20 protein-coding genes are annotated in these 23,321 nt (G+C 71.8%); 16 read left to right on the top strand and 4 right to left on the bottom strand.

What is annotated here, in order from left to right; genetic code table 11:
* The first annotated feature begins 102 nt into the window (after positions 1–102).
* The 8 genes from BM076_RS18865 to BM076_RS18830 all read left to right on the top strand — a co-directional run bounded on the left by BM076_RS18865 (position 103) and on the right by BM076_RS18830 (position 8,368).
* On the top strand, positions 103–678 hold the full coding sequence (locus tag BM076_RS18865) for an XRE family transcriptional regulator (protein WP_218160086.1): 576 nt from the start codon (positions 103–105) through the stop codon (positions 676–678).
* Between the two features lie 119 nt (positions 679–797).
* Positions 798–1,781: a class I SAM-dependent methyltransferase gene (locus tag BM076_RS18860; protein WP_093714757.1), complete on the top strand. Its 984-nt coding sequence runs from the start codon at positions 798–800 to the stop codon at positions 1,779–1,781.
* Positions 1,782–1,913: 132 nt separating this feature from the next.
* On the top strand, positions 1,914–4,640 hold the full coding sequence (locus tag BM076_RS18855) for a ricin-type beta-trefoil lectin domain protein (RefSeq protein ID WP_093714756.1): 2,727 nt from the start codon (positions 1,914–1,916) through the stop codon (positions 4,638–4,640).
* A 391-nt stretch (positions 4,641–5,031) separates the two neighbouring features.
* Positions 5,032–5,796, top strand: coding sequence for a G1 family glutamic endopeptidase (locus BM076_RS18850; protein WP_093714755.1), 765 nt, complete (start codon positions 5,032–5,034; stop codon positions 5,794–5,796).
* 115 nt (positions 5,797–5,911) lie between these two features.
* Positions 5,912–6,229 (top strand): hypothetical protein, encoded by a 318-nt coding sequence (locus BM076_RS18845; protein WP_093714754.1) that lies wholly within the window; start codon positions 5,912–5,914, stop codon positions 6,227–6,229.
* Positions 6,230–6,302: 73 nt separating this feature from the next.
* Entirely contained in the window at positions 6,303–6,896 is a 594-nt protein-coding gene (locus BM076_RS37565; protein ID WP_245796142.1) for a hypothetical protein, read from the top strand.
* 188 nt (positions 6,897–7,084) lie between these two features.
* The gene (locus BM076_RS18835) at positions 7,085–7,591 is read left to right on the top strand and encodes a GNAT family N-acetyltransferase (RefSeq protein ID WP_093714753.1); all 507 of its coding nucleotides are present in this window, start codon (positions 7,085–7,087) and stop codon (positions 7,589–7,591) included.
* A 78-nt stretch (positions 7,592–7,669) separates the two neighbouring features.
* Positions 7,670–8,368, top strand: coding sequence for a ribonuclease H family protein (locus tag BM076_RS18830; RefSeq protein WP_093714752.1), 699 nt, complete (start codon positions 7,670–7,672; stop codon positions 8,366–8,368).
* An 85-nt stretch (positions 8,369–8,453) separates the two neighbouring features.
* Here BM076_RS18830 and BM076_RS18825 read toward each other — a convergent pair whose 3' ends face one another.
* Positions 8,454–9,632 carry a nitric oxide synthase oxygenase gene (locus BM076_RS18825; protein WP_093714835.1) on the bottom strand — a complete coding sequence of 393 codons (1,179 nt, stop codon included), beginning with the start codon at positions 9,630–9,632 and terminating at the stop codon, positions 8,454–8,456.
* Positions 9,633–9,947: 315 nt separating this feature from the next.
* Here BM076_RS18825 and BM076_RS18820 point away from each other — a divergent pair, with 315 nt between their 5' ends.
* Entirely contained in the window at positions 9,948–10,409 is a 462-nt protein-coding gene (locus BM076_RS18820) for a nuclear transport factor 2 family protein (RefSeq protein WP_093714751.1), read from the top strand.
* On the opposite strand, the gene BM076_RS18815 is transcribed toward BM076_RS18820, so the two are convergent.
* On the bottom strand, positions 10,406–11,365 hold the full coding sequence (locus BM076_RS18815) for a D-2-hydroxyacid dehydrogenase family protein (RefSeq protein WP_093714750.1): 960 nt from the start codon (positions 11,363–11,365) through the stop codon (positions 10,406–10,408). The two genes, BM076_RS18820 and BM076_RS18815, sit on opposite strands and share 4 nt — an antisense overlap.
* Before the next feature lie 92 nt (positions 11,366–11,457).
* Positions 11,458–12,141 (bottom strand): TetR/AcrR family transcriptional regulator, encoded by a 684-nt coding sequence (locus BM076_RS18810; RefSeq protein WP_093714749.1) that lies wholly within the window; start codon positions 12,139–12,141, stop codon positions 11,458–11,460.
* Between the two features lie 119 nt (positions 12,142–12,260).
* On the opposite strand from BM076_RS18810, the gene BM076_RS18805 reads away from it, so the two are divergent.
* Entirely contained in the window at positions 12,261–13,223 is a 963-nt protein-coding gene (locus BM076_RS18805; protein WP_093714748.1) for an SDR family oxidoreductase, read from the top strand.
* Here BM076_RS18805 and BM076_RS18800 read toward each other — a convergent pair.
* On the bottom strand, positions 13,198–14,991 hold the full coding sequence (locus tag BM076_RS18800; protein WP_322935951.1) for a glycoside hydrolase family 76 protein: 1,794 nt from the start codon (positions 14,989–14,991) through the stop codon (positions 13,198–13,200). The two genes, BM076_RS18805 and BM076_RS18800, sit on opposite strands and share 26 nt — an antisense overlap.
* Before the next feature lie 474 nt (positions 14,992–15,465).
* Between BM076_RS18800 and BM076_RS18795 the strand changes: the two genes are divergently transcribed.
* The 6 genes from BM076_RS18795 to BM076_RS18770 all read left to right on the top strand — a co-directional run bounded on the left by BM076_RS18795 (position 15,466) and on the right by BM076_RS18770 (position 23,275).
* Entirely contained in the window at positions 15,466–16,830 is a 1,365-nt protein-coding gene (locus tag BM076_RS18795; RefSeq protein WP_093714746.1) for a M20/M25/M40 family metallo-hydrolase, read from the top strand.
* Positions 16,827–18,374, top strand: a complete 1,548-nt coding sequence (locus BM076_RS18790; RefSeq protein WP_093714745.1) for a YfcC family protein — start codon at positions 16,827–16,829, stop codon at positions 18,372–18,374. The genes BM076_RS18795 and BM076_RS18790 overlap by 4 nt, the downstream gene beginning before the upstream one ends.
* 103 nt (positions 18,375–18,477) lie before the next feature.
* Complete coding sequence (locus BM076_RS18785; RefSeq protein ID WP_093714834.1) at positions 18,478–19,017, top strand: type 1 glutamine amidotransferase domain-containing protein; 540 nt, start codon at positions 18,478–18,480, stop codon at positions 19,015–19,017.
* A complete protein-coding gene (locus tag BM076_RS18780) occupies positions 19,014–19,538 on the top strand; it encodes a DUF5709 domain-containing protein (RefSeq protein WP_407640677.1) in 525 nt (174 codons plus the stop codon). The genes BM076_RS18785 and BM076_RS18780 overlap by 4 nt, the downstream gene beginning before the upstream one ends.
* Before the next feature lie 220 nt (positions 19,539–19,758).
* A complete protein-coding gene (glgX, locus tag BM076_RS18775) occupies positions 19,759–21,963 on the top strand; it encodes a glycogen debranching protein GlgX (protein ID WP_093714744.1) in 2,205 nt (734 codons plus the stop codon).
* A gap of 181 nt (positions 21,964–22,144) precedes the next feature.
* A complete protein-coding gene (locus tag BM076_RS18770) occupies positions 22,145–23,275 on the top strand; it encodes a P1 family peptidase (protein ID WP_093714743.1) in 1,131 nt (376 codons plus the stop codon).
* Positions 23,276–23,321: the final 46 nt, after the last annotated feature.

The raw sequence follows: 23,321 nt of genomic DNA, 5'->3' as shown, positions 1-23,321 counted from the left end.
GCGAGGGGTACGGCGGCGAGGGCCGGCCGCGTACGGGGCCGGCGGATGCCGCCCCCGCACGACCGTAGGCGGGCCTTGCCCGGTCGGCATACGATGTTGCCCATGACGCAAAATGATGGTGAGCTGGACAGCCTGGTGCGCAAAAGGATCCGCGCGCTGCGGGTGGCGCAGGGCTGGTCGCTTGAGGAGCTGGCCGCCCGGGCGCGGCTGAGTCAGTCCACGCTCAGCCGGATCGAGAACGGGCAGCGTCGGCTCGCCCTGGACAGTCTCGTCACGCTCGCCCGCGCCCTGGACACCACGCTCGACCAGCTGGTGGAGACGGCGGCGGACGACGTCGTCTCCAGCCCGCAGATCGACGGCGCGCACGGCGTGATGCGGTGGCTGGTCAAGGCGGACCCGGGCATGTCGGTGATGCGGCAGCGGATGACCGAACCCCCGCCGGACAGCCCGTCGCGGCTGCGCGCCCACCCCGGCCGCGAATGGCTCGTCGTCCTGTCCGGTACGGCCGTGCTGCTGCTGGGCAACCGGCGCTTCCGGATCGAGACCAATCAGGCCGCCGAATTCCCCACGATGCTGCCGCACGCGATCGGCGCCGAGGGTGGTCCCTGCGAGATCATGGGGATCTTCGACCGGGACGCCCGGCGCGGCCACCAGCGCGCGGAAGCCGGGTCCGGCTGACCGCTTCGGCCGCGGCCCAGGCCGCACCGCTTTGCGCGTCGGGCAGCGATCCGCGCCGTCGCCTTGCGTAAACGGAAAGACGTCGTGCCGTCGGCGCATGGCCGGGTTAGCGTGGCGCCATGAACCACCACGCGGCCCCGCACGCGGCGCACGGCGCCACGGAACACGACCCCGACGACGGCCACGGTCCCGGCCATGACCACGGTCCCGGCCATGACCACGGCGCCGGCCATGACCACGGCGCCGGCCACAGCCCTGACCCGGGCCACGGCCATGACCACGACCAGGCGGACCTCCTCGATCTGGACGCGGAAGTGCTCGCCGGGCACCTCGCCGACATCGTCGCGTCGCTGCCCGTGGGTCCGGCCCCGCGGCGCGTCGTGGACCTCGGCTGCGGCACCGGAGCGGGCACCTTCGCGCTCCTCGCCCGATTCCCGGACGCCGAGGTGACCGCCGTCGACTCCTCGGCCGACCATCTGCGACGGCTGCGGGAGAAGGCCGCGGCGAGCGGTACGGCGGGCCGGGTGCGTACCGTGCAGGCCGACCTCGACGCGCCGTGGCCCGACCTGACGGCCCCCGACCTCGTCTGGGCGTCCGCGTCGATGCACCACATGGCCGACCCCGGCCGTACGCTGCGCCGGGTCCATGAACTGCTCGCACCCGGCGGCCTGTTCGCAGTCGTCGAACTGGCCGGCTTCCCGCGCTTCCTGCCCGCGGACGCGCCCGAGGAACGGCCGGGCCTCGAAGAGCGCTGCCACGCGGCGAGCGAACGCCACCACACCGAGCACGTACCGCACCGCGGTGCGGACTGGGGCGCCATGCTGACCGCCGCGGGCTTCACCGTCGAACACCAACGCACCGTCTCCGTGCACCTGGACGGCGCCGCCGCCCCGGCCGTCGGCCGCTACGCGCTGCAGAGTCTGCGCCGGATGCGCGGCTCGGCCGCACCCGCCCTGGACGCAGGCGATCTCGCCGCCCTCGACCGCCTGCTCGACACCGAAGGGCCGGAGAGCATCCTGAAGCGCGCCGACCTCACCGTCCGCACCGAACGCACCGTCTGGGCCGCCCGCCGCACCGGCGAGTCGGGCGGCGACCCCACCTGAAGCGTTCAATTCTGTTTTCTTTGTTCGGGATATTGACCGAGAAGTGAACACGACAAGACACTGAACCCCATTCCCCCCACGGTGAAGGGTTCAGGCATGTTACGAACATGGAGATTCGCCCCGTTGTGGGTCATGGGGCTCCTTGTCGCACTGCTGACCGTAGGCGTCGCACCCGCGCAAGCCGCGACCACCACGATCACGGTGGACGGAACCCAGGGCGGCCGGACCTTCGACGGCATCGGCGCGATCAGCGGCGGAGGCGGCAACTCCCGGCTGCTCACCGACTATCCGGCCGCCCAGCAGGCGCAGATCCTCGACTACCTTTTCAAGCCCGGCTACGGCGCGAATCTGCAACTGCTCAAACTGGAGATCGGCGGCGACGCCAACTCCACCGACGGCTCGGAGCCGTCCGTCGAACACGTCAAGGGCCAGGTCAACTGCGACGCCGGATACGAATTCTGGCTCGCGGAACAGGCCAAGGCGCGCAATCCCGACATCGGCCTGTACGGCCTGGCCTGGGCCGCGCCAGGCTGGATCAGCGGCGGATTCTGGTCGACCGACACCATCAACTACCTGATCACCTGGCTCGGCTGCGCCAAGCAGCACGGACTGACCATCAAATACCTCGGCGGCTGGAACGAACGCGGCCACGACGCCAATTGGTACGTCCAGCTCCGCTCGGCCCTGAACAACGCCGGATACTCCGGCGTCCAGCTCGTCGCCGACGACAGCGGCTGGGGCGTCGCCGACGACATGGCGAACAATCCCGCCTTCAACAACGCCGTCTCGATCATCGGAACGCACTATTCCTGCGAGGGCGGCGACGGCGGCAGCGCCGACACATGCAGCAGTACCACTGCCGCGCGGAACAACGGCAAACCGCTGTGGGACAGCGAGAACGGCTCCCAGGACATGAACACCGGAGCCCCCGCGCTGATCCGCGCCATCACCCGCGGCTATACGGACGCCAAAATGGTCAGCTACTTCAACTGGCCGCTGCTCGCCGCGATCTACCCGAATCTGCCGTACAACACCGTCGGCCTGGCCACCGCCAATTCGCCGTGGTCGGGCAACTACACCATCGGCGCCAGCACCTGGGCCACCGCCCAGGTCACCCAATTCACCAAACCCGGCTGGAAATTCATCGACTCCGCCTCCGGCTACCTCGGCGGCGCCGAATCCAACGGCAGCTATGTGACGATCAAGTCGAACACGTCCGCCGACTGGTCCACCGTCCTGGAGACCACCACCGCCACGGCCGCGCAGAGCGTCAACCTCCATGTGCAGGGCGGCCTTTCGGCCGGGACCGTGCATGTGTGGGCCACCCAGGTGAACTCCCCGAGTCCGGCGACCTCCTTCGTCCACACGCAGGACATCGCTCCGTCCGGCGGCTCGTACTCCCTGACCTTGCAGCCGGGTTACGTCTACACGGTGAGCACGACCACCGGCCAGGGCAAGGGCACGGCCACGAGCCCGGCCGCGCACGCCCTGGCGCTGCCGTACTCCGACAATTTCGACGGCACCGCGACCAACACCGAGGCCCGCTATCTGTCCGACATGCAGGGCTCGTTCGAGGCGCGGCCGTGCGCCGGCGGCCGGTCCGGGCAGTGCGTCCAGCAGGTCGCCCCGGTCAAGCCCATCGAATGGCAGGACGACTCCGACGCCTACACCCTCGCCGGTGACACCAGCTGGTCGAACTACACCGTCAGCGTCGACGTCGATCTCCAACAGGCGGGCAGCGTCACCCTGTTGGGCCGGGCCGGTACGCAGTCCCGGCCGCAGAGCCATCAGGCCGCGTATCAACTACTGGTCTCGGACACCGGAAGCTGGTCGATCGTCAAGTCCACCAGCGCGGGCAGCCGCACGACCCTGGCCTCCGGCAGCCACGCCGGGCTCGGTCTCAACAGCTGGCACACCGTCACGCTCGGCTTCTCCGGCGACCGGATCACCGCGACGCTGGACGGCGGCACGCTCGGCGCCGTCAACGACAATTCCTACGGCAGCGGCCAGATCGGCTTCGGCGTGGTCGGCTACCAGACCGACCAGTTCGACAATCTGTCCGTCACCCCCGGGCCCGCGGGCAATGTCAGCGGCTTCCTGAAGGACCGCAATTCCGGGATCTGCGCGGACGTGCCCGCGAGCAGCCACACCAACGGCACCGCCGTCACCCTGTGGGGCTGCAACGGCGGCGGCAACCAGACCTTCACCGCCACACCGGCCAAGCAGCTCATGGTCTACGGCAGCAAGTGCCTGGAGACGGCGGGCGGCGGCACGGCCGACGGCACCGCCGTCGACATTTCCGACTGCACCGGCGGCAGCAATCAGCAGTGGAACGTCAATGCGGACGGCAGCGTCGTCGGCGTCGGCTCCGGCAAGTGCCTCGACGTGCCCGGCGGCGCCACCGCCGACAGCACCCCGCTGGAGATCTGGACCTGCCACGGCGGCACCAACCAGACCTGGGACCGCGGCGCCGTATCCGGACCGCTCACCGGCCAGGCGTCCGGCCGCTGTGTCGACGTACCCGCCGCCGGCCAGGACAACGGCACCAAGCCGGCGCTCTGGGACTGCAACCACGGCCCGCAGCAGACCTGGACCTCCACCGCCACCAATCAGCTGACCGTCTACGACAACAAGTGCCTGGGCACGATCGGCGGCGCCACCGCCGACGGCACGGGAGTGGAGATCAACGTCTGCACCGGCGCCACCGCCCAGCAGTGGCGGGTCCGCGGCGACGGCACCGTCGTCAACGTCGCTTCCGGCACCTGCCTGGACGCGTACCGGGCCGGCACCGCCAACAGCACCGCACTGGACATCTGGACGTGCAACGGCGGCGGCAACCAGAAGTGGTCCCGCACCTGAGCGGTTCCCACGACACCCCGCGCACCTCGCGGCGGCGCGCGATCGCATGATGCCGCCGTCGCATCCGGCCCGGCGCCCGCACCTCAGGCGCCGGGCCTGACCCCGTCCCCGTCCCCTCCGGTGACGGGACATGTGCGTCCACCCGTCGATGCGGGCGGCCCGGCTCACCCCGACGGAGGCGCCGGCCGCGGCGTGACGCGAGGGCGTCGCACGCCGTCAACCGGCCGTGTCCGACAGGCGACTTGGCGTGACTTTTGCCGATCGTTTGATTCCGCCTGCACCTACTCGGCGAACTTGTCAGCACACTGACAAGCATCACCACCGGCGCCACGCACACCCCACCGATCACGCCGGTGACACCTGCACCGCGAGACCCGCGAGAAGGAGCAGCATGTCGGCAACCCTGCGCATCACCGCCGTATCCGCCGTGGCAGCGGCGGTTCTGTCCGCTCTGGCGACCGCGCCCGGCGCGGCCGCCGCGACGGACTCCCCGGTCCGCCTCACCCCCATGAGCAGCCACCACCTGGTCGGCCCGGACAGCCGCATCGCGCACAGCACCAGCGGCAACTGGGCCGGCTACGCGGCCACCGGCTCCACCTTCACCAGCGTCTCCGCCAGTTGGGTCCAGCCGTCGGTGAGCTGCACCAGCGCCACGACCTACTCCTCGTTCTGGATAGGACTCGACGGCGACGGCAGCAATTCGGTGGAGCAGACCGGCACCGAGGCCGACTGCTCCGGCGGCCGGGCCGTGTACTCCTCGTGGTACGAGATGTATCCGGCGTATCCGGTGAACTACTCCAACCCGGTGAGCCCCGGCGACCACTTCACCTCGACGGTCTCCACCAATGGCAGCGGCTCGTTCACCCTCACCCTGTCCAACACCACCAGGGGCTGGACGAAGACCACCACGAAGACGCTGCGGAACGCCTCGCTCGCGTCCGCCGAGATCATCGCCGAGGCGCCGTCCAGCTCCACCGGTGTCCTGCCGCTCGCGCACTTCAGCACCGCGTCGTTCACCAGCGCCACCGCCAACGGCCAGCCGATCGGGAACTTCGGCCCCGACAAGATCAACATGGCCTCCGGCAGCACCACGAAGGCGACCACCTCCGCGCTGTCCGGCGGCACCAACTTCAGCGTCACCTGGAACCACAGCTGACCTTCTGCCGGCAGGGACCGCCCGGCGCGCCGCACACCGGCGCGCCGGGCGCCCGAACGCGTGACACCCGGCGCACCGGGGATGACCGGCCGCGCAGCGGGCACACGTAAGTTTCATGACCACCTATGTCGTGACCGTCCCCGGCACCTTCCTCGACGCGCCGACCACCGAGGCCCGTACGACGCTCGTCCGGGCGCTGCGGCCCGCCGACCCGCAGAGCACCGACTTCGGCGAGGACGAGGAGCTGGACATCCTGACCATGTACGGCGACTCCAGCGCCTTCAGCGTCCGCGTCGCGGTGGACGCCGACAATCCTGACGGCGCCGAGCAGGTCGCGGCCGACCTGGTGCGCGACGCACTGCGGGTCGCGGGCATCGCGGAGGACGGCGCCCGGCTCGGCGATCCCGTCATCACCGGCATCGACGCGGAATGACGGTCGCGCCGATCGGGCCGACTGAGTAGGGGTACTCACGCGGCGGGCCCGTGGCACCCGGCATGATCGTGGCATGCCCCGATCCACCGGCCGCCGCGCCGCCCTCCTCCTGCCGACCGCGCCGGCCGCCGTCGCGGTGCTCGCCCTCGTCCTGTCCGGCTGCGGGACGCGCACCGCCGACGGCACGGGCGCCGGGCTGCCGTCCGGGCACCCGCCCGTCGCGACCTCGCGCGCCGTGACGACCCCGCCGGAAGTGCTGTGCCCGGGGGAGACCGCGACGCCGGCGCCTACCGCGACCGGCCTCCCCGAGGCGGGCGACGGCGCGCCGCACTACGCCGAGAACAACGGCTTCAAGATCCCGCTGCCGCTGCACGGACAGCCGCGCTGCGAAGGTCTCGCGCAGGCCCGCGCCCTGACCGCGGCCCTCGAACCGCTGCGGAAGAAGAAGGACTTCGGCACCGGCCACGTCCACGACAGCATCGTCGGACTCGGCTACGACCCCGCCGTGGTCGGCGTCTTCCAGAACGGTCCGACCGGGGTGAGCTTCCTCGTGGACCACGCGCCGATCTGCCTGGAGGGCACCATGGACCTGGCCACCACGAAGGTCGACGCCTTCGCCGGATACCCGGACAGCACCGGCTGCCAGCGCCCCACCGGCGGCCACTGAGAACGGCCGCCGGAGGACCACCCGAAAGCCCGGAGGACCACCCGCAAGCCCGGTGCGCTGCCCGAAGACCCGGAGCGCCATCCGAAAGCCCGGTGTGCCGCCCTAAGCCCCGGAGCACCACCCGCAAGCCGGTGCGCCGCCCGAAAACCCGGTGCGGCCGCGCCACCGCCCCCGTTAGCCTCCGCCGCATGACGACCTGGCTGCCCGACGACTTCGTTCACCCCGTCCGTGTCCCGCTCCCCGGCGGCCACCACCTCCGGCCGATCGCCGGATCCGACACCGACCTCGACTTTCCGGCCGTCATGGGCTCCCGGGACCGGCTGTGGTCGATCTTCGGCCCGGCCTGGGGCTGGCCGGCGGCCGACCTGTCGTACGAGGCGGACCGCGCCGACCTGGAACGGCACGCCGTCGAGATCGCCGCGCACGAGTCCTTCAACTACGCGCTGTTCGACGACGCGAACACCGCGCTGCTCGGCTGCGTCTACATCGACCCGCCGGAGAAGGCCGGGGCCGACGCCGAGATCTCGTGGTGGGTCGTGGACGACAAGGTCGGCACCGCCCTGGAGCAGGACCTGGACGACCTCGTCCCGCGCTGGATCGGCGAGGTCTGGCCGTTCACGCGACCGCGCTACATCGGCCGAGACCTGACCTGGCAGGAGTGGCTCGCACTGCCGGACCGTACACCGCAGGCGTGACGCCGCCGCGGGCCGCGCACCGGCTCCGCGCCGCGGCCGCCGGACGGGCCGGGGCCGTACGGGCGGCGGCGGGCTGGCATGATCGGTGGCATGGCAGAACGCATCATCGCCGCGTGTGACGGGGCATCGAAGGGCAATCCCGGGCCGGCCGCCTGGGCCTGGGTCGTCGCCGACCGGAGCGGCGACCCCGACCGCTGGCAGGCGGGCCCGCTGGGCACCGCCACCAACAACGTCGCCGAACTCACCGCGCTGCGGGAGCTGTTGGAGACGACCGACCCCGCCGTGCCGATGGAGATCCGGATGGACTCCCAGTACGCGATGAAGGCCGTCACCACCTGGCTGCCCGGCTGGAAGCGCAAGGGCTGGAAGACGGCCGCGGGCAAACCGGTCGCCAACCAGGAGCTCGTCGCCGGCATCGACGCGCTGCTCACGGGCCGCGACATCGAATTCCGCTACGTCCCCGCGCACCAGGTCGACGGTGACCGGCTCAACGACTTCGCCGACCGCGCCGCGAGCCACGCCGCCATCACGCAGGAGGCGGCGGGCTCCGCGCTCGGCTCCCCGCAGCCGCCGCGCGCCCCCGACGCCGTACGGGCCTCCGCCCCGGCCAAGCGCGCCACCGGAGGCGGCAAGACCAAAGCCGCCTCGTCGTCTTCTTCCTCGCGCACCCTCAACGCGAAGTTCCCCGGCCGCTGCCGCTGCGGCCGCGGCTATGCCGCCGGCGAGCCGATCGCCAAGAACCCCGACGGCTGGGGCCACCCGGAGTGCCGCGACTGACCGCCCGCCGTCCGCCTGCCGCCCCCACGCGGGCGGCAGGCGGACGTCCCCGGGACGGCGCCCGCACCCCCTCGGAAGCCTGTCGTCATCGGATCTCGGCCGCGCCCGCCGCGCCGTGCCCGGTGCCGTCGGCGCCACCGGAGCCGGCCATGCCGTCGGCTCCGTCCGTGTGGCGCACGAAGCCGGGGCTGTGCACGGTGTTGTCGTAGCTGCGGTGGAAGACCCCCGTCGTCGCGCCCGACATGGGCGGCACGATCCAGGACCACTCGGCGTGCACGTCGCGGCCCCGGCGCCGCTCCCGTTCCATGTGCTGGAGGAAACGTTCCGCCTCGGTGTGGTGGTCGGCGAGCGTGACGCCCGCGCGGTCGAAGGAGTGCAGCACGGCGCGGTTCAGCTCGACCAGGGCCCGGTCCTTCCACAGCGAGCGGACGCTGCCGGTGTCCATCCCGAAATCCTTGGCCACCCGGGGCAGCAGGTCGTACCGGTCGGTGTCGGCGAGATTGCGGGCGCCGATCTCCGTGCCCATGTACCAGCCGTTGAACGGCGCCGCCCCGTAGCAGACCCCGCCGATCTCCAGGCACATCGCGGAGATCGCGGGCACCGCGTGCCAGCGCAGCCCCCAGTGCCGGCTCCAGGGCCGCTCGGGGTGGTCGAGCGGCACGTGCAGCACGGCGTCCTGCGGCAGTTCGAACAGCCGCGGCTTGTCGTGCACGCCCTCGACGATCAGCGGCAGCACATCGAAGGCGGTGCCGGGGCCGCCGGTCCAGCCGAGCCGCAGCGCCCGCTCGGTGAGGCCGGCATTGAGCGGGTCGCCGGTGACGGTGCCGTCGGCGGCACGGTAACCGGCGTAGCGGATGAGCTGTTCGTTCCTGATCCGCGGACCGCGGCGGTCGGGCGAGTCGGGCGCGAAGACCGTGATCAGCGGCCGGATCCGGCCGCCGTTGGTGGCCAGCCGCAGATGCTGCGCGCACTCGCGTGCGATGTCCTCGGCGTCCGTCAGGTGCCGCAGATCGCGCACTTGCAGGGACCGCCAGTACAGCCGCCCGATGCACCGGTTGCTGTTGCGCCAGGCGACCCGCGCCCCGAAGGCCAGTTCGGCGGTGGTGTGCCGGTAGGTGCCCGTGTCGGCGATCTCGGCGCGGACCGCCGCGAGCCTGCTGTCCAGGTCGCCCGCCGAGACCTCCTCGCCGTGGTACAGCCGCAGGAATTCCTCGGCTTTACGGCCCAGTTCGCGCGCCGCCCGCAGTCTCGCACGTCCCGCCATGACGTCGGTCGGCGGCGCGGGCGCCGGCCCGTCGGGGGGCGCCTCGTCCCGGTCGCGGACTCCCGGCCTGTTCAGCATTCTGAGTATCACGGGCACCTCGGATCGATGAACGGCTGACGATCCTCGACGGTCCCCGAATTCACCCGCCGGTGCGGCACGACTGCGGGCAGTGACCGCAGTTGACCGGACCTGGCCCGTACGACGCCGACTTCTGCCGCCGCCGCGCCCGGTCCTGACCGGGGCGGGACCGTACGGCTCCGGCCCGCACTACGCTGGCTGACCGGCCGGGACGGGCCCGGCCCGAGAGGAGTCCCCTTGCCGATCGACGCCCAGGACCGCGCCGCCGTCACCGAATTGGTCCATCTGCACGGCCATCTCTTCGACGGCGGCGAACTCGACCGGCTGGACGCGCTGTTCACCGAGGACGTCGTCTACGACGTGAGCGACCTCGGCGGCGGCGAACTCGTGGGTGTGGCCGCCGTCCGCGACGCGGCGCTCGCGCTCGGCGACCGCAATCCGGTCGCCCACCACGTGACGAACGTGCTGCTGTCCGAACTGCCCGACGGATCGGTCCGCGCCCTGTCCAAGGGCCTCGGCGTCTACGCGGACGGCACCTGCGGCAGTGTCACCTACGACGACCGGATCATCCGCGGCGCGCACGGCTGGCGGATCAGTCGGCGCGCCGTCCTCGCCCGCCGGGTGCCGCTGGGCGGCGCGGCATCGAGCGGCGCGGTATCGGGCGACGGGGTATCGAGCGACGGGGCGTCGGCGGACTAGCCGAGCAGGCGGATCGGCTCGCCCGCCAGATACGCCTGGATGTCCTCGATCGCGTCGCCGTAATACGTCCGGAGATTGGCGCGGGTGACATAGCCGAGGTGCGGGGTGGCCAGCAGGCGCGGCGTGGTCCGTACCGGGTCGTCGGCCGGGAGCGGTTCGGTGTCGAAGACGTCCACGGCCGCCCCGGCGATCCGGCCCTCGCGCAGCGCGGCGAGCAGCGCCGCCTGGTCGACGATCGCCGACCGTGAGGAGTTGACCAGGTAGGCGGTCGGTTTCATCAGCGCCAGCTCCGGCGCGCCCAGCAGACCGCGGCTGCGGTCGCCGAGGGCGAGGTGGACCGAGACGAAGTCGGCGGTCGACAGCAGCTCCTCGAGGCCGGCCGCCCGGGTCGCACCGACCTCGGCCGCGCGCTCGTCGGTGAGATTCGGGCTCCAGCCGGTCACCTCCATGCCGAAGGCCCGGCCGATCTGCGCGACCCGGCCACCGATCTTGCCGAGCCCCAGCAGGCCGAGCCGAGCGCCGTGCAGATCGGCGCCGACAGTGGTCTGCCAGGGGCCGCCCGCCGCCAGGCCCGTGCTCTCGGGGACGATGCCGCGCGCGAGGCCGAGCAGCAGTGCCCAGGTCAGCTCGACCGGCGGCGTCGTGGCGCTGCGCGTACCGCAGACCGTCACACCGTGCCGCCCGGCCGCCGCGTAGTCGATCACCGAATTGCGCATGCCGGAGGCGATGAGCAGGCGCAGCCGGGGGAGTGCGGCAAGGACGGCGGCGGGAAAGCGGACGCGCTCGCGCAGCGTCACGACGATGTCGAAGTCGGCCAGGGCGGCGGTGAGTTCGGCCTCGGACGTGAAGTGCCCGGTGAAGGCGACGACCTCGACGCCGGGCGAGAGCACGGACCAGTCGGCGAGCGACAGGGCGGCGCCCTGGTAGTCGTCCAGCACGGCGCAGCGCAGGGGCATGACGGTGGTCTCCCTCAGTGGTGGATACGGGTCAAGGCCCCGCTGCCGTATCGGATCGGGGCCCGGTCGGGGTACGGCGGAGCGGGCGCGGGCTATTCGGGCAGCCGCCGCGCCAGCAGGCCGCTGGCCGTGACCTCCAGCATCTCGCGTACGGTCGCGCCGAAGTCGAGGCGCATGACGGCGAGTGACGGATCGGCCTCGTAGGCGGCCAGCATGGCCGCGGACGGATGGGCGTGCGTCCACACCGCGCCGCTGACCATGAGCGCCGCACCCGCGTACCGCAGGGAATCCTCCTCGCTCAGTTCCGGGAGGTGCGTCCTGACCAGGGCGGCGAAGTCGAGGGCGTTGCGGATGGCGGTGCGTTTGTACTCGGCGGCGACCTCGGGCGAGACATTGCGCTCCAGCACGGCGGCCTGGGCGCCGGCCAGGTCGCAGAGCACCGGCCGGGCGGCCAGCGACGCGGCGAGAACAGCCGCCACAAGGTCACCGCGCTCGCGCACCGGGGCCCCGGGGTCGATCTCGTCGGCCAGGTCCGGGGCCAGCTGCGTCAGCCACTCGCGGAAGGCGACATCCAGCAGTTCCAGCAGCACGGCCTCGCGGGACTCGAAATACCGCAGCACATTGGACTTCGCCAGGCCGACACGGCGGCTCAGCTCATTGAGGCTGACCGCGGCCACCGGCATCTCGGTGAGCATCGCCGAGGCGGTGTCGAGGATGGCCTGGCGCCGCTGGGCGCGCTGTTCCTCGCTGCGGGCGCGCTGGAAGGACGTGGGCATAACCGCATTCTACAGACCTGCGGTCTGTTGTTATCGGACCGGTGGTCTGATAGCGTGAAGCACAACAGACCACCGGTTCTTTATCAAGGTGTCCGTCATGGGCGCCGGAGGAGCTCAGCATGTACGTCGTCCCCGATCAGAGCGGCAGGAAGGCCGTCGTCACCGGTGCCAACAGCGGTACGGGCAAGGAGGCCGCGCGGCGGCTCGCCGCCGCGGGAGCGCACGTGATCATGGCCGTCAGGACACCCGCCAAGGGCGAGCAGGCCCGCGCCGAGATCCTGGAACGGCACCCGGAGGCCCGGCTCGAAGTGCGCCGGATCGACCTCGCCGACCTGGCGTCCGTCCGCGACTTCGCCGAGGGCGTGCTCGCCGACCCCACCCCGCTCGACCTGCTGGTCAACAACGCGGGGGTGATGGCACCGCCGACCCGGATGACCACCGCCGACGGCTTCGAGCTGCAATTCGGCAGCAATTACCTCGGCCCCTTCGCCCTGACGCTCCGCCTGTTGCCCGCGCTGCTGGCCGCCGACGCACCCCGCGTGGCCACCATGAGCAGCGGCACCGCCAACTACGGCCGGATCCGCTTCGACGACCTCCAGTGGAAGCGGGGCCGCTACCGCCCGAATCTCTCCTACGCCCAGTCCAAGCTCGCCGACCTCATCCTCACCCAGCAGTTGGCGGCCGTCGCCGCCGACCGCGGCTGGCCCCTGCTCAGCACCGCCGCGCACCCCGGCTACACCGTCACCAATCTGCAGACGGCGGGGGCGAGCCTCGGCCGCGACCGGCCCACCCGTATGCACCGCTTCATGAGCGTGATCGACATCCTGCCCAAGCAGGGCGTCGAACAGGGCGCGGAACCGCTGCTGTTCGCCGCCGCCGACCCCGCGGCCACCGCGGGCGCCTACTACGGCCCGCGCCGCCTGGGCCTGGTCGGCCCGACGACGACCGCCCGGATCACCCGGCGGGCGCTCGACCCGGAGGTCAACGCCCGGCTGTGGCGCGAGTCGGAGCGCCTGACCGGCGTCGGGCTCGCCGACCTCGACCTGCCCGCGCCGGTCAGCCCGCGGCGAGCAGCGCACTGAGCGCGCTCGCCTGCGTGCGCCAGTCGCGCACATTGGGGTGATCGGACGTGCCCTGGCCCGACCAGCGCTCGCCGAGCCGGTTCAGGGAGTCGCGGTCCGCCGACCAGATCGAGGCGGCCTGCGTGGCGGCGAAGCCGGTGTAGGCACCGCCGGTCGCACCGCTCAGATCCTGGAGGTAGCGCATGAAGACGCCCTTGAACTGCTTGGCGTTGTCGTCGCAGGCCGCGGTGAGGGAGTCGCAGGTCTCGGTGAGCAGGCCGGAGGTCACCAGCGACGGGGCCGCGACCGCCGCGTCGGCCAGCCGGCGGGCCGTGGTCAGCGCCGTGCTGTCCCCGGTGGCCCGCCAGACCTCCACGGCGGCGCCGATCGCCAGCCCCTGGTTGTAACTCCACACCGTCTGCCCGTTGTTGGCGCAGCCCGACGTCAGCCCGTCGTTGACCAGACCGGAGGCGTTGATCAGACCGCTGTTCCTGAACCAGTTCCAGGACGTGGTCGCCCGGCCCAGCCACAGCGTGTCGCCGCTGCCGAGCCGATTGTGCAGCTCCGCGGTCAGCCGTACGTACAGGCCGTTGGTCACCGCGTTCTTGTACGTCCGCTCCCGGTCCCACCACACCCCGCCGCCGCAGCTGCCGGTGTCCCACAGCCCGTTGACGTAGGTGGCGATCGTGACGGCCTCGTCGAGATACGTACGGTTGCCCGTCAGGTCGTAGGCGTCCACCCAGGCCAGCGCCCACCATTCGGCATCGTCCGTGGCACGGCTGATGAAGTCCCCGTCGATCGGGTCGGAGCTGCGCGCGCCGGCCGGGAAGGCGGCCTTGTTGACCTGGAAGGTGCGGTCGACCACCCACAGGTAGCGGGTGTCGCCGGTCTGCCGCATGTAGTCGATCACCGTGCTGAGCGCGACCGCCGAATTCCACCAACTGGACGGCCAATAGGCGGTGTTCGGGTCGTAGGAGTACATCAGCGCGTCGGCCGCAGCGGCGGCGTGGGAGGCGGTCGGCCGGGCCCAGGAGGTGCAGCTGCCGTTCTGCCCCTCCACCGCCCGGCCGCAGGCGCGGACCGCGCCGCCGTAGAGCTTGCCCAGCGGATCGGAGGTGTTGAAGGCGGTGGTCCTGGTGCCGGAGGCGCCGGACGGCACGGACGTCCGGCCCTTGGACGAGCCGTCCGGCCAGCTCGCGCCGCTGTCCCACGACCGGTCGAGCCACACCTCGTCGCCGGCCGTGCCGCCGGCGATCGTCGCCCAGGCCATCCCCGAATCGTCCATGTGCAGCGCGATCGTCCGGCCGCTCAGCGTGGCGTCCGGCACCGGCCGCAGATCACCCGTCCCGGTGCCCGGGTCGGCGCCGTCGCACCGCTGGGCGCACACGGCCGTGTGCGCCCAGTCCGTGCAGGCCACCCCCTGCGCGTCGCCGCACGCCCGGAGCACCGCGCGCCGGTGGTTCGTCGGGTCGTAGAGGTTGTACATCAGTGTGCGCGTACCGGTCCATGTGCTGGGGATCGACGCCTTGCCGAGCAGGCCGTCCCAGGTCGTACCGCCGTCCCAGGACCGGTCCAGCCAGACGGAGTCATTGACCTGCCCGTCGTCGATGGACGCCCAGGCCATGCCGTCGGTGTCCGAGACATGGAGCTCGATCCGTCGGCCGTTGACGATCCTGTTCGCCACCGGGAAGGTCTCCTGGCGGGCGAGCGACGGGTCGCGGGTGTCGCAGTACACCGCGCACACCGCGCCGGCCGCGTGCGGCGCCACCGGTGACGTACGGGAAGACACAGGAGACACCGGTGGTGTGCCGGCGCCCGGTCCCGCCGCCCAGGCGGCGCCCGGCGCCGACACCAGGAGAAGAAGCACCAGGCCGAGAACGCGCCCCAACCACCGTCTGCTCACGCGACACACCCCTGTCCGGGACCGTGCGGAACGGGTCACGCCGGGCTTGCCCGCGCGGCGCCGCAACTCGCGGCGCAAGTACGGGACTTCGCCGTTTCCAACGTTGCAACACCACATTGAGACAGCGTTGTCATGTTCAGTCAAGAGGTGGTTCCGCATCGGCCGGATCCGGGCGACGCGGGGGCCGGATCGCACGGGTCCCACGGGCCCTACGCCATGCGCGGCCGGCCGTGCGAACGGGCGGCGGATGTGGCCCGTTCGGCTCACTCCGGCTGCGCCCGGCCGGTCCAATGGCGAGAGTGCTCACTGGGGTCACCGTGACCCCGCAGCCGGGCGCCCGGGATGAGGAGAACACACCGCATGGACCTCGCCGCCACTGTCGACAGCCTGATGGACCGGCTCACCGCCGATCTGGTGAAGCTCGCCGAGATCCCGTCGATCGCGTTCCCCGGCTACCCCGAGGGCGAGGTGCACCGGGCGCACGACCTGCTGGTCGAACTGCTGCGGGACGCCGGGGTCGAGCACATCGAGCGGATCGACCTGCCCGACACCTCACCCGTGATCTACGCCGAGATCCCGCCGCCGACACCGGACGCCCCGACCGTCCTGCTCTACGGGCACTACGACGTCCAGCCGCCCGGCGACGAGTCGCTGTGGAAGTCGGCGCCCTTCGAGCCGACACCGATCGAGGGCGGCCTGCGGGCGCGCGGCATCGCGGACGACAAGTCCAACGTCATGGCGCACATCGGCATGCTGCGCGCGTACGGCGGGCGCCCGCCGACCGGCATCAAGATCGTGCTGGAGGGCCAGGAGGAGTACGGCAGCGCCTTCGACGACTACCCGCCGACCGACGCGCAGCGGTTCGCCTGCGACGCCATGGTCATCGCGGACATGGGCAATCTGCGGCCCGGCACCCCGACCCTCACCACCGGCCTGCGCGGCGTCGCCGAGGTCGTCGTGGAGGTGCGCACCCTCGCCGAGGCCCGGCACAGCGGCGAATTCGGCGGCGCCGCGCCCGACGCCCTGCTCGCGCTGATCCAGGCGCTGGCCTCGCTGCACGACGCGGCGGGCGACGTGACCGTCGAGGGCCTGCGCCGCGAGCCGTGGGACGGCGCCTCGTACACCGAGGAGGAATTCCGCAGCCTGGCCACCGTCCAGGACGGCATGCCGCTGATCGGCACCGGCAGCCTGGGGGAGCGGCTGTGGAGCGGCCCGGCCGTCACCGTGATCGGCATGGACACCCCCACCGTGGACGGCGCCGCCTCGGCGGTGGTGCCGTACGCGCGCGCCAAGCTCAATCTGCGCGTGCACCCCTTGCAGGACCCGAAGGAGGCCACCGACGCGCTGGTCAGGCACCTGCGCGAGCACAAGCCCTTCGGGATCGAGCTGACCGTGACCCCCAGCGACGCCGGCCCCGGCTTCGAACCGGCCACCGGCGGCCCAGCCTACCGCGCCGCGCGCACCGCACTGCGCGAAGGCTGGGGCGAGGAGGCCCAGTTCGCCGCGAGCGGCGGCTCCATCCCGCTGGTGAACGGCCTCGCCAAGGCCGTACCGCAGGCCGAGGTGCTGCTCTTCGGCGCCCAGGACAGCATGTGCAATCTGCACGCGCCCAACGAACGGGTGCTCTTCTCCGAACTGCGCGGCGCGGTCATCGCCGAGGCGGCCTTCCTGCGGGAGTACGCCGCCGACTTCCGGGCCGCGGGCGGCGGGGGAGGTGCCCGGTGAGCGGCGGCTCGACCCGGGCCGACGAAGCGGTCGGCGGCGACCAGGGCGGGACACCGCCCAAGAAGCGCAAATTCACCTTCCCCAGCGCCCTCACCGTCCTCGCCCTGGTCACCCTCGCGGTGTGGGCGCTGGCCTTCCTGATCCCGTCCGGCGAGTACAAGCGCAAGGACTCGGGCGCGCCGATCCAGGGCACGTACCACCGCGTCTCGTCCGGCCTGAGCTTCGTCGACCACCTCAAGGACCTGTTCCTGTCGCCGGTCAACGGCCTCTACGGCATCCAGGACACCAAGAGCGGCTTCGTCGCGCCCGACAATTCCGGTGACCTGTACGGCAGCGCCGGCGTCTTCCTCTTCGTCCTCGCCATCGGCGCCTTCATCACCGTGGTGTTCGCCACCGGCGCCCTGGACCGCGGCATCGCCCGGCTGGCACACGCGCTGCGCGACCGCGGGGCGCTGCTGATCATCGGCATCATGGTGGTCTTCTCCGTGCTCGGCACGGTCGAGGGCTTCGCCGAGGAGACCCTGGGCTTCTACGGCCTGATCGTGCCGCTGATGCTCGCCCTCGGCTACGACCGGATGGTCGCCACCGGCGCGATCATCCTCGGCGCCGGAGTCGGTGTGCTCTGCTCCACCGTCAACCCCTTCGCCACCGGCGTCGCCTCCTCCGCGGCCGACATCTCGCTCGGCGACGGCATCGTGCTGCGCTTCGTGATGTGGATCGTGCTGACGGCCGTGACCGTCGCGTACGTCGTCCGCTACGGCAAGCGCGTGCAGAAGAACCCCGACCGCTCCATCGTCGGCTTCCTGCCCGGCGACCGGGAACAGGGCGCGGACCGCGACAAGGAACCGCCGGAGCTGACCGGACTGCACAAGGCCGTGCTGGTCGCCGTCGGCCTGGTCTTCGCCTTCATGATCTTCTCGGTGGTGCCCTGGTCGAGCGCGCTGACCGGCAAGGCGGACGCCACGCCGTACGCCTGGGAGCTGGACTGGTCCTTCGCCGAGCTGGCGGCGCTCTTCCTCGTGGCGGCCGTGCTGATCGGCCTGGTCGGCCGAATGGGCGAGCAGAAGCTCAGCTCGACGATCATCCAGGGCGCGGCGGACTTCATCTCGCCCGCGCTGGTCATCGTGCTGGCCCGCGGCGTCACCGTCATCATGAACAATTCGCGGGTCACCGACACCGTGCTGCACTCCATCGAAGGCGTCGTCTCCGGCACCTCCAACGCGGTCTTCGGCCTCATCGTCTTCCTGGTGAATCTGCCGCTGGCCTTCCTGATCCCCTCCACCTCGGGACACGCGACCCTCGCGATGCCGATCCTCGCGCCGCTGGCCGACTTCGCCGGTGTCTCCCGCTCGGTCGTCGTCACCGCCTGGCAGGCCGCCAGCGGATGGATGAACCTGTGGGTGCCGACCACCGCCGTCACCATTGGTGGTGTCGCGCTGGCGAAGGTCCGCTACGACCAGTACCTGCGCTTCATCTGGCCGCTGCTGGTGGCGCTCTTCGTCCTGATCTGCGGCTTCGTCGCGGTCGGCGCCGTCATCACATGATCCGCCCGGCGCCCGCCCTGTCCGGCCGATCCGCATCGGCCGGCGCGATACGGGTAGGCGGCAGCCGAGAGCGAAACCCGCGAAAAGGAAGGTCGTGATGTCCGTGCGCACCGCGTTTCTGGTGGCGCCCGAAGGTGTCGAGCAGATCGAACTGACCTCGCCCTGGGAGGCGCTCGTCGCGGCGGGACAGACCCCGCGCCTGGTGTCCACGGCGGAAGGCACCGTCCAGGCGTTCGACCACCTGGACAAGGCCGACACCTTCCCGGTGGACGTCACCACGGCGCAGACCTCCGCCGCCGACTTCGACGCGCTGGTCCTGCCGGGCGGCGTCGCGAACCCCGACTTCCTGCGTACGGACCCGGGCGCGGTCGCTTTCGTCCGCGGCTTCTTCGACGCGGGCAAGCCGGTGGCGGCGATCTGTCACGCGCCGTGGACGCTGATCGAGGCGGATGTCGTCCGCGGCCGCACCCTCACCTCGTGGCCCAGCCTGCGCACCGATGTGCGCAATGCCGGCGGCACCTGGGTGGACGAGGAGGTCGTGGTCTGCCGCGCCGCCCCCAGCACCCTGATCACCAGCCGCAAGCCGGACGACCTGACGGCGTTCGGCAAGACGCTGCTGCACGAATTCGGAGTGAGCACATGACCGATCCCCGATCCGACGGCTCCGGCGCCGACGCGTCCGACATGGACGACTTCGGCAGGGGCGACGACGTGTACCAGCCCGACGACAGCGAGATCCGCGAGGACGCCGGGCCGCTGGAACCCGAGGACACACTCGACGACCGCGGTGTCGAGGACGTGCTCGACGAGGGGTATTCGCCGCCGGAGCGGCCACTGGCCGTCGAGGGCACGGGGACGACCGCCGAGGAACAGGAGGAGGGCGACTCGCTGGACGAGCGGCTCGCCCGCGAGCGGCCCGACGCGCCGCTCCTCCCGGACGGCGACGGCCTCGGCGACGAGTCCGACACCGACGGGGAGTTGCTCGATCCGGAGGCCGGCGACCGGCGCGCCGGCCGGCTGACCGCCACCGACCAATGGGTGAAGGGTCCCACACAGGACGGCGTGGCCGACGACATCGGCATCGACGGCGGCGCCGCGTCCGCCGAGGAGGCCGCCGTGCACATCGTGGACGACCCGGAGGCCGACCCGGACGGCGACCTCTGACAGCAGCCGATACGCGCGCCGGCGGCAGCCGGTGCGCGACTTCTCCAGGGCCGGGGCGCCTCGCCGCCCCGGCCTTCGCCGTGCCGTCGGCGGGCCCGGAACCCGCGCCCGGGACCGTACGGTCTTCGCCCGGCGTTCCCGAACCCATGGCCTGAGGTCAACGGGGGTAGGAGACGGTGGATTGTGGTCCGTCACCCGGCAACGCCGAGAGGGTCAGTGAATGCGGCAGTGGAACGGTCGTCCCTATCCGCTCGGAGCCAGCTACGACGGCTCCGGCACCAATTTCGCCCTGTTCTCCGAGGTCGCGGAGAAGGTCGAACTCTGCCTGATCGACGACGCCGGAAGGGAACGGCGGCTGACCCTCACCGAGGTCGACGGCTTCGTCCGGCACGCCTACCTCCCCGATGTCGGCCCGGGGCAGCGCTACGGGTACCGGGTGCACGGCCCGTACGACCCGGCGCGCGGGCACCGCTGCAATCCGGCGAAGCTGCTGCTCGACCCGTACGCGCAGGCCGTCGAGGGGCAGGTCGACGGTGACGAGTCGGCGTTCGGCTACCGCTTCGGGGCGCCCGACGAGCGCAACACGCTGGACAGCCTCGGGCACGCCATGCTGTCGGTGGTGACCGACCCGGCCTTCGACTGGGGCGACGACCGCGCGCCGGGGCACTCGTACCACGAGTCGGTGATCTACGAGGCCCATGTCAGGGGCCTGACGATGCGGCACCCGGGCCTGCCCGAGCACATACGCGGCACCTACGCGGGAGTCGGCCACCCGGCGGTCGTCGAACATCTGAAGGCGCTCGGTGTGACGGCGATCGAGCTGATGCCGGTGCACCAGTTCGCCCAGGACGGGCACCTGCGGGACCGGGGTCTGTCGAACTACTGGGGCTACAACACCATCGGTTTCTTCGCGCCGCACAACGCCTATGCGGCCACCGGGACCCGGGGTCAACAGGTCACGGAATTCAAGGAGATGGTCAAGGCCCTGCACAAGGCGGGGATCGAGGTGATCCTCGACGTGGTCTACAACCACACCGCCGAGGGCAATCACATGGGCCCGACCCTGTCCTTCCGCGGCATCGACAACGCCTCCTACTACCGTCTCGTCGACGACGACCCGCAGCACTACTTCGACACCACCGGCACCGGCAACAGCCTGCTGATGCGCCACCCGCACGTGCTCCAGCTCATCATGGACTCACTGCGCTACTGGGTCACCGAGATGCACGTGGACGGCTTCCGCTTCGACCTGGCGGCCACACTGGCCCGCCAGTTCCACGAGGTGGACCGGCTCTCGTCCTTCTTCGACCTCGTCCAGCAGGACCCCGTCGTCAGCCGCGTCAAATTGATCGCCGAGCCGTGGGACCTGGGCGAGGGCGGCTATCAGGTGGGCAACTTCCCGCCGCTGTGGAGCGAGTGGAACGGCGAATACCGCGACACCGTAAGGGACTTCTGGCGCGGCGCGGACGGCACACTGCCGGCCCTGGCCTCCCGCCTCACCGGCTCCTCCGACCTGTACGAGGACGACAACCGCCGTCCGCGCGCCGGGATCAACTTCATCACCTGCCACGACGGCTTCACGCTGCGCGACCTGGTCTCGTACAACGACAAGCACAACGAGGCCAACGGCGAGGGCGGGCAGGACGGCGAGAGCCACAACAGGTCCTGGAACTGCGGCGCCGAGGGCGACACCGACGACCCCGGTGTGCTCGCGCTGCGCGCCCGGCAGCAGCGCAATCTGCTCACCACCCTGCTGATCTCCCAGGGCGTGCCGATGATCGCGCACGGCGACGAAATGGGCCGCACCCAGCACGGCAACAACAACGTCTACTGCCAGGACAACGAAACCACCTGGGTGGACTGGGAGTTGGACGCCGGGCAACGCGACCTGTTCGACTTCACCCGCAAACTGATCGCGCTGCGCGCCGAGCATCCGGTGCTTCGCCGCAGACGGTTCTTCCGCGGCGACCCGGACGGCAACGGCGCCGCCGACGCGCTGTGGTTCCGGCCGGACGGCCACGAGATGCGGGAGGAGAACTGGCATCGCGGCGACGCGCACGCCGTGGCGCTGCTGCTGAACGGCGACGCGATCACCGAGGCCGACCCGCAGGGCCGGCGGATCTCCGACCAGTCCTTCCTGATCCTGCTCAACAGCCACTACGAACCACTGGACTTCGTGCTCCCCGAACGCGAGCACGGTGGCCTGTGGCAGGTGACCGTGGACACCGCCGCGGAAGCGGACGGCACCGACGAGTCCGAGGTGAAGGCGGGCGGGCGGATCCGGGTCCACGAGCGGAGCATGATCGTGCTGATCGGCACGCGCAGGCAGGCGGGCGGGCGGCTGCGGCGGGCGATCACCGCGACGCGGCGCGGCGGACGCCGGGGCGGGCGGGGTGCGCGGGGCGGATCCGGCGAGCGCACCTGAGCCACTGAGTTTCGTCGATCGGTCCATTTTTTGCGGCGAAAGCATTGAAATTTCCATGGACCGTCTGATGGGATACCCCTTGCTCCGGCGCGACCTGACACGCGCCGGAGCACACCACGGGTCCCCGGCTGTCGCCGGGTCCGGCCGGCGGGCATGATCGTGCCGACGGGACGGAGACCCCATGAGCAGCGACAAAGCGGCCGGCGCCCGGCCAGGACCGCGCAACGCACTCACCGACGTCGCCGGACTGCGCGTCGGGCACGCCCAGCGCGCCGGCGACGGCTGGCTCAGCGGCACGACGGTCGTGCTGGCACCCGAGGGCGGCGCGGTCACCGCGGTCGACGTCCGCGGCGGCGGCCCCGGCACCCGTGAGACCGACGCGCTCGACCCGCGCAATCTCGTGCCCCGCATCGACGCGGTGGTGCTCACCGGCGGCAGCGCCTTCGGGCTCGACGCGGCGTCCGGGGTGGTCGGCTGGCTCGAGGAGCAGGGCCGCGGCTTCCAGGTCGGCGGCCCGGGACAGGTGGTGCCTGTGGTGCCCGCCGCGGCTCTTTTCGACCTCGGCCGCGGCGGCTCGTGGACGGCGCGCCCGGGCCCCGACATCGGTCTCGCCGCCGTACGGGCCGCGGCGGCGACCCCCGAGGGCGCGCCGGTCGGGCAGGGATGCGTCGGAGCCGGTACGGGCGCGCTGGCCGGCGGTCTCAAGGGCGGTGTGGGGACGGCCAGTACGGTGCTGGAGTCCGGCGTGACCGTCGCCGCCCTCGCGGTGGTCAACGCGGCCGGTTCCGTGGTCGACCCGGACACGGGAGCGCTGTGGGGCGCCGCGCCCGGGCCGTCCGCCGAATTCGGCCCGTACGGTCCGCCCGTACCCGCCGACCGGCTGGAGCGGGCCCGGCGCCGTATCGAGGACGCGTCCGCCGCAAGCCGGGCCCGGCGGACGCGACCCCTCAACACGACGCTCGCCGTGGTCGCCACCGACGCGGCCCTGACCCGGCCGCAGGCGCAGAAGCTGGCCGGCACCGCGCACGACGGACTCGCCCGCGCCGTCCGCCCCGCCCACTCCCTCTCCGACGGCGACACCGTCTTCGCCATGGCCACCGGGCGCCGCCCGCTGGTCCCGCCGGAGCCGGACACCACCGACACCGATCCCGCGTTCGGCGCGCACATCGAAGCGGGAGCGGTCAACGCCGTCCTCGCGGCCGGCGCCGACGTGCTCGCCCGGGCCGTCCTGCACGCCGTCCTCACCGCCGAGTCGGTGGACGGACCCGGCGGCGTCTTCCTCTCCTACCGCGACGCGTATTTCGCCGACTGACCGCGGGCGCCGACGCGTACGACGCCCGCCGCGGGCACAGGCACAG

The sequence above is a fragment of the Actinacidiphila alni genome (genome assembly GCF_900112845.1).
Taxonomy (GTDB): Bacteria; Actinomycetota; Actinomycetes; order Streptomycetales; family Streptomycetaceae; genus Actinacidiphila; species Actinacidiphila alni.
Note: the sequence above shows the minus strand (reverse complement) of the source record. Positions and strands in the feature narration are given on the sequence as shown.